Raw genomic sequence first — 11,935 nt, 5'->3', positions numbered from 1 at the left:
CGCCTTTCTTGCCCGGAACGAGGGGTTCGATGCGCGCCCATTGCGCGTCTGTCAGGGTTCGTCTGCTCAAGACCGCCTCCGTTTTCGATCTTGAATCAGAAACTTGCCAGCAAGGGAATCCTTTTAATGAAGACGCCGCCTAGAGCTTTCATCCAGAACATTTGCTGTGGCCGCAGGATGCGCATGTCATGCAGCCTTCGATCATTCTCATGTCAAATTGGCCGCAGCTCGGACAGGCCTTGCCCCTGGGCAGGTCGGAATTGACCGCCAACGCCTGCGGATCGGACTTCAGGCCCATTCCCTCACCTTCGAGAAATCCGATGGTGACCATGTGACGCTCGATGACGCCGCCGATCGCGGCGAGGATCGAAGGGATGTACTTGCCCTGCACCCAGGCCCCGCCGCGCGGGTCGAACACGGCTTTCAGCTCCTCGACCACAAAGCTCACGTCGCCGCCGCGCCGGAAAACCGCGCTGATCATCCGGGTCAGAGCCACGGTCCAGGCGAAATGCTCCATGTTCTTGGAGTTGATGAAGACCTCGAACGGGCGGCGGTGGCCGTTGATGATGATGTCGTTGATGGTCAGGTAGATCGCGTGCTCGCTGTCGGGCCATTTCAGCTTGTAGGTGTTGCCCTCAAGCGCCTGCGGCCGGTCGAGCGGCTCGGACATGTAGATCACGTCGCCATGGGGGGTTTGGGGTTCGGCGTCGGTGGAAGCGATGACTTCTTGAGCTTCTAAGTTATCACCAAACATTACATACGAAGCCGGGACCTCAAACAAGATGCCCAAACGTTCAGCCTGTTCCTGTCTCAGCGGGCGCTTCTCGTTTTCGATGTCGGTGTAATGGGAAACGACGATACCGACTACGTCGGCTACTTCTTTTTGTGTCAGGTTCTTTTGCTTGCGGAGCTTCTTGAGGCGCTCGCTGCGGGTTGTCGCCTTTTCCTCTGCCAAACTCAACACACTCCCCGTCACCTCGTTCGGCCGATAGGTCGTGCAGCCCTTGCAGCCCATATCCCACGCCTGAAGATAGACATCCTTGAACGCGTCGAAGGCGATGTCCTCAGGGCAGTTGATGGTCTTGGATATCGAGCTGTCCACCCATTTCTGGGCGGCGGCCTGCATCCTGACATGCTCGGCCGGCGTCAGAGTCTGGGCGTTGACGAAATAGTCCGGCAGTTCGGCGTCGCCGAATTTCTCGCGCCACATCTGCACCGCGTAATCGACCACCTCCTCTTCGGTACGGCTGCCATCCTTCTGCAACACCTTGCGGGTGTAGGCATAGGCGAAGACCGGCTCGATCCCGGACGATACGTTGCCGGCATAGAGGCTGATCGTCCCGGTCGGCGCAATACTGGTCAAAAGCGCGTTGCGGATGCCGTGGTCTCGGATCGCGTCGCGCACGTCCTCGTCCATCTGCCGCATGGTGCCGCTGGCCAGGTATTTCTCGGCATCGAACAGCGGAAACGCCCCCTTCTCCTTCGCCAATTGTACCGAGGCCAGGTAGGCGGCGCGGGCGATCGCGTGCAACCAGTCCTCGGTCTGACGCGCCGCCTCGTCAGACCCATAACGCAGACCCAGCATCAGGAGAGCATCGGCCAGCCCGGTGACTCCCAGGCCGATACGTCGTTTGGCCTGGGCTTCGGCCGCCTGTTCGGGCAGCGGGAACTTCGACACGTCGACCACGTTGTCCATCATCCGCACCGCCACCGCGACCAGACCGGACAGCGCGTCGTGATCCAGCCGCGCCGCCGCCTCGAACGGATCGCTCACCAGCCGCGCAAGGTTGATAGACCCGAGCAGGCAGGCGCCATAGGGCGGCAGCGGCTGCTCGCCGCAGGGGTTCGTCGCGGCGATGGTTTCGCAATAGGCGAGGTTGTTGGCAGCGTTGATCCGGTCGATGAAGATCACGCCCGGCTCGGCGTAATCATAGGTCGCCCGCATCATCCGATTCCACAGGTCGCGGGCCTGAACCGTGTGATACACCTTGCCGCCAAATTTCAGATCCCACGATCCGTCCGCCTTGACGGCCTCCATGAAGGCATCCGTGACCAGCACCGACAGGTTGAACATGCGCAGTCTCGCGGAGTCCGCCTTGGCCGAGATGAACTCTTCGATATCCGGATGGTCGCAGCGCATCGTGGCCATCATCGCGCCCCGCCGGGACCCCGCCGACATGATGGTGCGGCACATGGCGTCCCAGACATCCATGAACGACAAGGGTCCCGACGCATCCGCCGCGACACCTTTCACATCCGCCCCTTTCGGGCGGATCGTGCTGAAATCATATCCGATGCCACCGCCCTGCTGCATGGTCAGCGCGGCTTCTTTCAGCATTTCGAAGATGCCGCCCATGCTGTCGGGGATCGTGCCCATCACGAAGCAGTTGAACAGAGTAACCTGCCGCGCCGTGCCCGCCCCGGCGGTGATGCGCCCGGCAGGCAGGAACTTGAAATCCTCCAGCGCCGCGTAGAACCGGTCTTCCCAATGGTCAGGGTCCTTTTCGGTCCGGGCAAGATCGCGGGCGATACGCCGCCAGCTGTCCTCGACGGTGAGGTCGATGGGCGCTCCGGACGCATCCTTGAAACGGTATTTCATGTCCCAGATCTGTTCGGCGATGGGGGTGGAAAATCGGGTCATGTTCCGAATCCTTTGATTGGCAGGCGGATACAATAACTTGAAGCCGCGCCCAATTCCACTACCATATGAAGCATGGCTTGGGGGCGACTCTGTGGATAAATCCATCAATCTGATCAAACTGTCCGTCGGCACGGAATCGGTCGACGATCTGGCTGCGTGGCAGGCCAGCAAACGGGCGCAGGCCGAGGACGGTTTGCCGCGGCATGTCACCCGGATGTGGCCGAGGCGCGAGGCCGAGATCCTGAACGGCGGATCGATCTACTGGGTGATCAAGGGGCTCGTCCAATGCCGCCAGCGCGTGGCCAGGCTGGACGAAGTGACCGGGGCCGATGGCATCCGCCGCTGCGCCATCGTGCTCGACCCGGAGTTGCACCGCACGCAATCCGTCCTGAAGCGTCCGTTTCAGGGCTGGCGATACATGACGGCGAACGACAGTCCGCCAGACCTGCCGAAAGGACGCAGGAACGAAGACCCGCTGCCCGTGGAACTGAACCGCGCACTAGCCGAAATCGGCGTGCTGTAGGCAGAATGCGGACCAGCGCTTTCATTCTGCGCCGCCCTGTTCTGGGCGGAGACCCCGGAGATGTCTCCTCCGGGAACGCGTGCCGCAAGTTCGCCGCCGGATCGGCGAAATCCCTCTGATGCGCGAACGCCCTGCATATATCCGGTTGCAAACTGAACCGAACCCGGTCTCCCTGAAGCCGGCAGGCGGAGATGACCCATGCGCAGATTGACCGCGATTTTCCTGATCCTGATCCTGATCGCCAGTTGCGGCCGCACGCCGCCCGCAAACCTGCGCACGGTGGACCCTTCCCCGCCGCGCGACCCGGACACCAACCTGGTGACATATCCGAAATTCGGCGATGCCAAACCGCATTCCTGGAGCGGACGCGGGCCGTCGTCCTACGCGATCCACGGGATCGACGTGGCCCGCTACCAGGGCGACATCGACTGGGCCAGCGCCTACCGGGCGGGGGTTTCCTTCGCCTTCATCAAGGCGACGGAAGGCGGCGATTTCCTCGATCCCAAGTTCAAGGACCACTGGCGCGAAGCAAAGCGCGCCGGTGTGCGGCGCGGCGCCTATCACTATTTCTATTTCTGCCGCCCGGCCGAAGAACAGGCGCGGTGGTTCATCCGCAACGTGCCGCGCGACGGCACGGCCCTGCCCCACGTGCTGGATATGGAATGGAACCACACTTCACCGACCTGCCGGCTGCGCCCCGACGGGGACACCGTGCGCCGTGAGGCCGAACGGTTCCTCGATATCCTGGAAGCACATTACGGCCGCCGTCCTCTCGTCTACACGACAGTCGATTTCTTCGCCGACACCGGGATCGGACGGTTGCGCGGCACGGAATTCTGGCTGCGATCCGTGGCAGGGCACCCGCGCCAGGTTTATCCCGGCGCATTCTGGACCTTCTGGCAATATTCCGGAACCGGGCTCGTGCCCGGCGTCAAGGGGCCGGTCGATCTGAACGTGTTCCACGACGGGCCGGACATCTGGCTCAGATGGGCCAACTGAACCGGAACCTCCGCACCGCGCCCCGGTTCCGGCCGACCTTGCCGCCTCAACCCAACCGGTCGATCAGGACGTTCAGAACATGCTTTTCCGCGCTGTCCACCGGCGCGACACGGCTGCGCCAGAGGGTCGCCTGACTGCGCAGGATCAACCCGTCCACGAGCAGTTTCAGATGATTGGCCCGCAGGGTTTCCCCGGTCGACGTGATATCGGCGATCATCTCGGCGGTTTCGTTCATGACCGTGCCTTCGGTCGCCCCCTGGCTGTCGACAAGCTGGTAATCCGCGACACCGGAATCCCGCAGGAACCCGTGAACCAGCCGGTGATATTTCGTGGCGATCCGCATCCGGTGGCCGTGCGCGATCCGAAATGCCGCCGCCGCTGCGTCCAGGTCGTCCAGCGTATCCACATCGATCCAGCATTGCGGCACCGCGAGCACGAGATCCGCATGGCCGAAACCCAGAGGCGCGAGTTCCTCGACCTGCTGTTCCCAAAGCGGCAGCTTTTCCTGCACCAGATCGGTGCCGGTGACGCCGAGGTGAATGCGGCCCGCCGACAGCTCCCGCGGGATTTCACCGGCGGACAGAAGCACGAGATCAATGCCGTCCACCCCGGTGACGGCACCGGCATATTCCCGGTCCGACCCGGTTCGGATCAACGAAATGCCCCGCTTGTCAAACCAGGCAAAGGTCTTTTCCATCAGCCGGCCCTTGGACGGCACACCCAGTTTGACGGTCATGCGGCAGCTCCGTTCAGGTCCAGCATCAGTCCGGGCCTCAACACCCCGCCCACCGCCGGAATCTCGGCGCCCTTGCCCAGGTGCCGTGTGAGCGCGTCATAGCGGCCGCCCGTGGCGATGGCAGGCAGATCGGGACGGGATTCGGCGTAAAATCCAAAGACGAAGCCATCGTAATATTCCATCGACGTGCGCCCGTAGCTGGCTTCGAAATCGAGCCTGTCGACGTTGATGCCGCGCGCGTCCAACGCGTCCAGCCGCGCTTCGAGCAGGTAGAGCGCCGGGGTGATCGCCGGTAGGTCGACCGCAATGTCGCGCAGGTGCGCCAGGGCGAAAGGCGCGGTTTCCCGCACGGTCAGCAGGGTTTCCAGCGCGGCCAGCTCGGTCGCCCCGATCGGGTCGCTTTCAGCGTCCAGCCGCAGCGCCTCGATACGCCCTTCGATTTCCGCGGCACTGCGCAAACCGATCTGCGGGGCGGTGACAGGCACCGGATCAGAGGCCGCCAGCAACGCAGCGCGGGTCGGCGGAACCGGGCTGCGTCCGGAAAACCGGTCCAGCAAGGCGCGAAACCGGCGCGGACGCCAGATGTGACGCATCAGCGCCGCCTTTCGCCGGTCCGTGGTGTTCAACCCTTTGACAGCGGCAAGGAGAATCCCGATATCCCCGGTGGCGGCACGCAGGTTCAGCCCGTTCAGCGCCTTCGAGATCAGGGCGAACACCTCTGCATCCGCGCCGGCCGGACTGGCCCGGTCGAAAACCTCGTATCCGACCTGGACATATTCGCTCGCCCGTGCAGGGTCTTGTTCCTGACGCCGGAATACTTCGCCCGCATAGGTATAGCGCGCCGGTTCGGCGCCATGTTCCATGTGCATCTGCACGACCGGAACGGTGAAATCCGGGCGCAGCATCTGTTCGCCGCGCAGGGCATCGGACGTGACATAGGCGCGGGCGCGGATGTCTTCGCCGTAAAGGTCGAGCAGGGTTTCCGCCGGTTGCAGGATCGGCGTTTCGATCGGCAGCGCGCCCGCCTCCGCGAACAGCGCCCGCAGCCTCGCGGCCTCTGCCAGCGTTTCGGCCCGTGTCGCCATCAGCCTTGTCCGATACCGTGCGTGGACAGGATTTCGCGCACCTTGGCCACGAGATCGGCACGCGGAACTTCGAACTGGCTCGGGCGTTCCTTCCATTCCTCGAGCGTCGCGTTTTCCGCGATCTGCGCCCCGAGGATCAGATCCTTGATCTGCACGACGCCGCGCGCCTTCTCGTCGCCGCCTTCGATGACCGCGACGGGGCTGTTGCGCCTGTCCGCGTATTTGAGCTGATTGCCGAAGTTCTTCGGATTGCCGAGATAGACCTCCGCCCGGATGCCCGCATGGCGCAGGTCCGCCACCATGGCCTGGTAATCCGCCATCCGGTCGCGATCCATCACCGTGACGACGACGGGGCCGTGATCGACCGCCCTGATCCGCCCTTTTTCGCGCAGCGCCGCCAGCAGCCGGTCGACCCCGATGGAAACGCCCGTTGCCGGAACTTCCTGCCCGGTGAAGCGTTTCACCAGGTCGTCATAGCGCCCGCCACCCGCGACCGAGCCGAACTGCCGCTTGCGACCCTTGTCGTCGAAAATCTCGAAGGTCAGTTCCGCCTCGTAGACCGGGCCGGTGTAATAGCCCAGGCCCCGGACGACGGAGGGGTCGATAACGATGCGGTCGGGGCCATAGCCCTGAGCGGCAAGAAGCGCGGCGATCTCTTCGAGTTCTGAAACACCCTCGAGGCCAATCTCCGATTGTGAAACCAGTTCTCTCAGATAGCGGACTGCCTCCACGTTGTTCACGTCGCCAGGTGGAAGCGGATCATCTCGTTGCTGGTCCGCGACATCTGCGAGTTGGTCTTCTATAATACGCGTCGCGTGAACGAATCTCATAATGACACGGATTTCGCTGATCCCCAACTCTGCACCTTTCGTGAAATCACCGCTATCGTCCTTACGCCCTTCACCCAACAAAGCTTCCACGCCATCCGGACCAAGCCGGTCGAGCTTGTCGATAGCGCGCAACACGATCCCGCGCTCGTGGGCGAACTTGTCAGGATCGGAGGGATCCAGAACGCCTGCGACCTCCATCACACCATTCAGCACCTTGCGGTTGTTGATGCGGATCACATAATCCCCACGCGCGATGCCCACCGCTTCCAGCGTGTCGGAGAGCATCGCGCAGATCTCGGCGTCCGCCGCCATGGACGCAGACCCTACCGTATCCGCATCGCATTGATAGAACTGCCGGAACCGTCCCGGCCCCGGCTTTTCGTTGCGCCAGACCGGTCCCATCGCGTAACGCCGATAGGGCGTCGGCAGGTCGTTCCGGTGCTGGGCATAGACGCGGGCCAAGGGCGCGGTCAGGTCGTAGCGCAGGGCGAGCCAGTCCGCGTCGTCCTCCTGCCAGGCGAACACGCCTTCGTTGGGCCGGTCCACGTCGGGCAGGAACTTGCCGAGCGCCTCGACGGTTTCCACCGCCGAGCTTTCCAGCGCATCGAAGCCATAGCGATGATAAACCGCCGCGATCGCCGCCAGCATCTCCGCGCGCTGGGTGACTTCGGCGCCGAAGTAGTCGCGGAACCCCTTGGGCGTTTCGGCCTTGGGGCGGGGCTGTTTTTTCGGTTTGGCCATATCGGATGTCCTTGCGCAATCGGCTTGCTGCGCGGTCTAGCCCAAGGGCCGCACAGGGGCAAGGCGGCCCGCCCGCCCTGTTTCCATCCGGTCGGCATTGCCCGAACGCCCCGTATCCGCGTGGTGCGAAAACCCGTTGGCGCGGGCGGGGGCGGCCTGATAGGACGGGATCACCCAAGGGAACGCCGGCCATGCAGCATCTGGAAGAAAAAATCGCTCACCTGATCCGCACGGTCGATGAACTGAGCGATGTCGTCGCCGCCCAGCAGACCGAAATCGACGTGCTGACCCGGCGGGTTCAGATGCTGATGCGGCGCGAAGCCGAACGGGAAAGCGACGGCGGCGGCGGGGTCGTCCTGGGCGACGAACGCCCGCCGCATTACTGACGGGTTCAGCCGTCGTTTGCGTGATCGTAAAAGGCCTTCATCACGATCTGCCATCGCCCTTCGTGATGGATCAGCGTCAGGCAATCGGTGAAACTCGTGCCAAAACAGGCGTCGCGCAGCTTGACCAGCGCCACGTCGCCGGTGATGTCCACGGAAAGGATCTCGGAGTCGATCGGGGTACCGGGAGGCGCCGGAGCCTCCGCTTGCAGGGACGCGATGAATTCGGCCCGGTCAAGGAATTCGTAGACGCCATTGAAGTGGCCCGCCTGCATGCACTTGGGATGCATCGCCGCCTCGATCTGACCGGGATTGCCGTAGATCATGCCCTCCAGGTAATCCCTGACGACCCGTTCGATCGCAGCCCTTGGTTCTGGCATCCTTGACCCTCCTCGTTGCCACCCGGCCGGATCAAAGGTCCTCGACGATCAGCACCCCGTCGAGGCTCTTGATCGCGCCCTTGATCTGCGGGTTGATGGCATAGCTGCGCCCCAGGTCCACATCGACCTCGCCGGGCAGACCGGAATCCATCAGGCAGAACTGCACCGGCCCGCGCCCGGCATTGCGCGCGGATTGCTGCGCGTTTTCCAGCACGTTGGCGACGGCCTCCACCGCTCTTGCGGATTCGATGAACACCCGCAGCCCATTGCTGCCGATATCGGCGATGGCCAGGTCGATCTCCGCGACCGAGCGGCCGAGAAGTTTCAGCTGGTCACCTTCCATGGTCGCTTCGACGGTGACGACGACCTTTGCGCCGGCATCGAGATATTCGCGGGATTTTTCCAGCGTTTCGGAAAACAGGGTCACTTCGTAGGCACCGGTCGAATCCGACAATTGCACGAAGGCGAACCGGTTCCCGCGCGCGGATTTGCGTTCCTGGCGCCCGGCAACGACACCCGCCAGCTTGGCCACCAGCGGACCGTTCTCGGCCTTGCGCCGCAACTGATCCAGGGTGATGACATCCTTGCGTTTCAGGAACGACGCATAGTCATCCAACGGATGCCCGGACAGGTAGAAGCCGACGGCCTTGAATTCCTCGGCCAACCGTTCGGCGGGCAGCCAGTCGTTCACCGGCGACAGCCGCGGTTCCGGCAGGTCGTCGCCCGCCTCGCCGAACAGCGACACCTGGCTGGAATTCTTCTGATCGTGCACGGCGGCAGAATAGGCGACCAGTGCATCGAGACTTTCCAGCATGCGCCGCCGGTTCGGATCGAGCTGATCGAACGCCCCGGCCCGCGCGAGCATTTCCATCGGACGCTTGCCGACCCGTTTCAGATCGACCCGCCGGGCCAGATCGAAAACGGTGGAAAAGGGCACATCGCGGCCATCTGACATGCGCCCCTGCGTCACGAGCCGCATCGCCTCGACGCCGACATTCTTCAGCCCGCCGAGACCGTAGACCAGCGCGCCATCGACCACCTTGAACGTCGCGTCGGACCGGTTCACGCAGGGCGGCACCCAGGGCAGTTCCAGCCCCTTCTTGACCTCTTCGAAATAGATTGCGAGCTTGTCGGTCAGGTGGATATCGCAGTTCATGACGCCCGCCATGAATTCCACGGGATGGTTCGCCTTCAGCCAGGCCGTCTGGTAGCTGACGACCGCATAGGCCGCCGCGTGCGACTTGTTGAACCCGTAATTGGCGAATTTTTCCAGAAGGTCGAAGACTTCAGAGGCCTTTTTCTTGTCGACCCCGTTCTCCATCGCGCCCTTTTCGAATTTCGGGCGTTCCTTGGCCATTTCCTCGGCGATCTTCTTGCCCATGGCGCGGCGCAAGAGATCGGCGCCGCCCAGCGAATAGCCGGCCATGACCTGCGCGATCTGCATCACCTGTTCCTGGTAGACGATGATGCCCTGGGTTTCTTCAAGGATGTCGTCGATCAGCGGATGAACGGATTCACGTTCCTTGATCCCGTTCTTGACCTCGCAATAGGTCGGGATGTTTTCCATCGGCCCCGGACGATACAGGGCCACGAGCGCCACGATATCCTCGATGCAGGTGGGTCGCATCCGTTTGAGGGCGTCCATCATGCCGCTGGATTCCACCTGGAAAACGGCGACGGTCTTTGCCGCGGCGTAAAGCCTGTAGCTGGCTTCGTCGTCCAGCGGAATGGCACCGATATCGTCGACCAGTCCTTCGGGCGGATCGAACAGCCGCCGGCCGTCCGCCGCGATATGCAGGTGGCGGCCCGACGCCTTGATCTGGTCGACCGCATTCTGGATGACGGTCAGGGTCTTCAGGCCGAGAAAGTCGAATTTTACCAGCCCCGCCTGTTCCACCCATTTCATGTTGAACTGGGTCGCCGGCATGTCCGATCTCGGGTCCTGGTAGAGCGGCACCAGCGCATCCAGCGGCCGGTCGCCGATCACCACGCCCGCAGCATGGGTCGAGGCGTTGCGCAGCAGCCCTTCGACCTGCTGACCATAGGTCAGCAGGCGGTCCACCACCTCTTCGTTCTTCGCCTCTTCGCGCAGCCGGGGTTCATCCGCCAGGGCCTTTTCGATGCTGACGGGTTTCACGCCTTCGACCGGGATCATCTTGGACAGCCGGTCCACCTGGCCATAGGGCATCTGCAGCACCCGGCCGATGTCGCGCACCGCCGCCTTGGACAGAAGCGCGCCGAAGGTGATGATCTGGCCCACCTTGTCGCGGCCGTATTTGTCCTGGACGTAGCGGATCACTTCCTCGCGGCGATCCATGCAGAAATCGATGTCGAAATCGGGCATCGACACCCGTTCGGGATTGAGAAACCGTTCGAACAGCAGCGAATACCGCAACGGGTCAAGGTCGGTGATGGTCAGCGCATAGGCCACCAGCGATCCGGCACCAGAACCCCGCCCCGGCCCCACCGGAATGTCCTGGTCCTTGGCCCATTTGATGAAATCGGCAACGATCAGGAAATAGCCGGGGAATCCCATGCCCTCGATGATACCGAGTTCGAATTCCAGCCGCTTTTCATACTCTTCCACCGAGGTGGCATGGGGAATGACCGCCAGCCGGTCCTTCAGCCCCTGTTCCGCCTGCCGGCGCAGTTCGACCACTTCGTCATCGGCGAATTTCGGCAGGATCGGGGCGCGTTTGAAGGCCATGAAGGCGCAGCGGCGGGCGATTTCCACGGTGTTTTCTATGGCTTCCGGAAGATCGGCGAACAGCGTCGCCATTTCCTGCTGCGACTTGAAATAATGCTGCGCGGTCAGGCGGCGGCGGTCGTTCTGCTGATCGACATAGGCCCCGTCGGCGATGCAGATCAGCGCGTCGTGGGCCTCGAACATCTCGCTGGCGGGAAAGTAGACGTCGTTGGTCGCGACAAGCGGCAGATTCATCGCATAGGCCATTTCCACATGGCCGCGTTCGGTCGTTCTTTCCGTTTCAGGCTGGCCGGAATCTCCGGGGTGGCGCTGCAATTCCACATAGAGCCGGTCCGGGAACGCCTGCGCCAGGCGTTGCAGGAGCGCCTCTGCCGCCGCCCGCTGGCCCGCTTGCAAAAGCCGCCCGACCGGGCCGTCGGGGCCGCCGGTCAGGCAGATCACACCGGCGGAATGTGCCGCGAGTTCGTCCAGTGTCACCTGCGGAGTCTGGCCGTCCTTGCCGATGTAAAGGCAGGAATTCAGCTTCATCAGGTTTTCATAGCCGGTTTCCGACTGGGCGAGCAGAACCAGCGGCGCCGGCCGTGCGGCGCGTTCCCCCGGTTGCTGCTGGACATAGGCCAGGTCGACTTGGCAGCCGATGATCGGCTGGACGCCCGCCGCGCTGGCTGTCACCGAAAACTCAAGAGCCGCGAACATGTTGTTGCTATCCGTCAAGGCGACGGCCGGCATGTGGTTTTTCCGGCAGAGGTCCGGGAGCTTCTTCAGCCTCACCGCACCTTCCAACAGGGAATATTCGGAATGCACCCGCAGGTGAATGAATCGGGGATCACTGCTCATGGCTCAGGCTACCCCGGCCCGGCCAGCGAGGGAAAGCGCGATTTTCCGGTCGGCGGACAGAGTCCTTGACCAC

9 protein-coding genes are annotated in these 11,935 nt (G+C 63.0%); 3 read left to right on the top strand and 6 right to left on the bottom strand.

Annotated features, from left to right (window positions below; genetic code table 11):
* Window positions 1-148: 148 nt before the first annotated feature.
* Entirely contained in the window at window positions 149-2,641 is a 2,493-nt protein-coding gene (locus QO034_RS12810; protein ID WP_284485931.1) for an adenosylcobalamin-dependent ribonucleoside-diphosphate reductase, read from the bottom strand.
* 91 nt (window positions 2,642-2,732) lie between these two features.
* On the opposite strand from QO034_RS12810, the gene QO034_RS12805 reads away from it, so the two are divergent.
* Complete coding sequence (locus QO034_RS12805; protein ID WP_284485930.1) at window positions 2,733-3,164, top strand: DUF1489 family protein; 432 nt, start codon at window positions 2,733-2,735, stop codon at window positions 3,162-3,164.
* Between the two features lie 198 nt (window positions 3,165-3,362).
* Window positions 3,363-4,163, top strand: a complete 801-nt coding sequence (locus QO034_RS12800) for a glycoside hydrolase family 25 protein (protein WP_284485929.1) — start codon at window positions 3,363-3,365, stop codon at window positions 4,161-4,163.
* A 46-nt stretch (window positions 4,164-4,209) separates the two neighbouring features.
* Here QO034_RS12800 and hisG read toward each other — a convergent pair whose 3' ends face one another.
* The 3 genes from hisG to hisS are packed head-to-tail and all read right to left on the bottom strand — an operon-like array spanning window position 4,210 to window position 7,555.
* Window positions 4,210-4,899 (bottom strand): ATP phosphoribosyltransferase, encoded by a 690-nt coding sequence (hisG, locus tag QO034_RS12795; protein WP_284485928.1) that lies wholly within the window; start codon window positions 4,897-4,899, stop codon window positions 4,210-4,212.
* The gene (locus tag QO034_RS12790; RefSeq protein ID WP_284485927.1) at window positions 4,896-5,984 is read right to left on the bottom strand and encodes an ATP phosphoribosyltransferase regulatory subunit; all 1,089 of its coding nucleotides are present in this window, start codon (window positions 5,982-5,984) and stop codon (window positions 4,896-4,898) included. The genes hisG and QO034_RS12790 overlap by 4 nt, the downstream gene beginning before the upstream one ends.
* The gene (gene hisS, locus QO034_RS12785) at window positions 5,984-7,555 is read right to left on the bottom strand and encodes a histidine--tRNA ligase (protein ID WP_284485926.1); all 1,572 of its coding nucleotides are present in this window, start codon (window positions 7,553-7,555) and stop codon (window positions 5,984-5,986) included. The genes QO034_RS12790 and hisS overlap by 1 nt, the downstream gene beginning before the upstream one ends.
* A gap of 191 nt (window positions 7,556-7,746) precedes the next feature.
* Between hisS and QO034_RS12780 the strand changes: the two genes are divergently transcribed.
* A complete protein-coding gene (locus QO034_RS12780) occupies window positions 7,747-7,941 on the top strand; it encodes a SlyX family protein (protein WP_284485925.1) in 195 nt (64 codons plus the stop codon).
* Window positions 7,942-7,946: 5 nt separating this feature from the next.
* On the opposite strand, the gene QO034_RS12775 is transcribed toward QO034_RS12780, so the two are convergent.
* The gene (locus QO034_RS12775) at window positions 7,947-8,318 is read right to left on the bottom strand and encodes a nuclear transport factor 2 family protein (protein ID WP_284485924.1); all 372 of its coding nucleotides are present in this window, start codon (window positions 8,316-8,318) and stop codon (window positions 7,947-7,949) included.
* A gap of 31 nt (window positions 8,319-8,349) precedes the next feature.
* Window positions 8,350-11,862, bottom strand: a complete 3,513-nt coding sequence (gene dnaE / locus QO034_RS12770; RefSeq protein ID WP_284485923.1) for a DNA polymerase III subunit alpha — start codon at window positions 11,860-11,862, stop codon at window positions 8,350-8,352.
* Window positions 11,863-11,935: the final 73 nt, after the last annotated feature.

Origin of the sequence: Sedimentitalea xiamensis (assembly GCF_030164465.1) — a bacterium.
GTDB lineage: Bacteria > Pseudomonadota > Alphaproteobacteria > Rhodobacterales > Rhodobacteraceae > Sedimentitalea > Sedimentitalea xiamensis.
Note: the sequence above shows the minus strand (reverse complement) of the source record. Positions and strands in the feature narration are given on the sequence as shown.

Bases quoted from the DNA above. Each gene is read 5' to 3' on its own strand.
- hisS (WP_284485926.1), bottom strand. From the start codon at position 7,555: ATGGCCAAACCGAAAAAACAGCCCCGCCCCAAGGCCGAAACGCCCAAG.
- QO034_RS12780 (WP_284485925.1), top strand. From the start codon at position 7,747: ATGCAGCATCTGGAAGAAAAAATCGCTCACCTGATCCGCACGGTCGAT.
- QO034_RS12800 (WP_284485929.1), top strand. From the start codon at position 3,363: ATGCGCAGATTGACCGCGATTTTCCTGATCCTGATCCTGATCGCCAGT.
- dnaE (WP_284485923.1), bottom strand. From the start codon at position 11,862: ATGAGCAGTGATCCCCGATTCATTCACCTGCGGGTGCATTCCGAATAT.
- QO034_RS12775 (WP_284485924.1), bottom strand. From the start codon at position 8,318: ATGCCAGAACCAAGGGCTGCGATCGAACGGGTCGTCAGGGATTACCTG.
- QO034_RS12810 (WP_284485931.1), bottom strand. From the start codon at position 2,641: ATGACCCGATTTTCCACCCCCATCGCCGAACAGATCTGGGACATGAAA.
- QO034_RS12790 (WP_284485927.1), bottom strand. From the start codon at position 5,984: ATGGCGACACGGGCCGAAACGCTGGCAGAGGCCGCGAGGCTGCGGGCG.
- hisG (WP_284485928.1), bottom strand. From the start codon at position 4,899: ATGACCGTCAAACTGGGTGTGCCGTCCAAGGGCCGGCTGATGGAAAAG.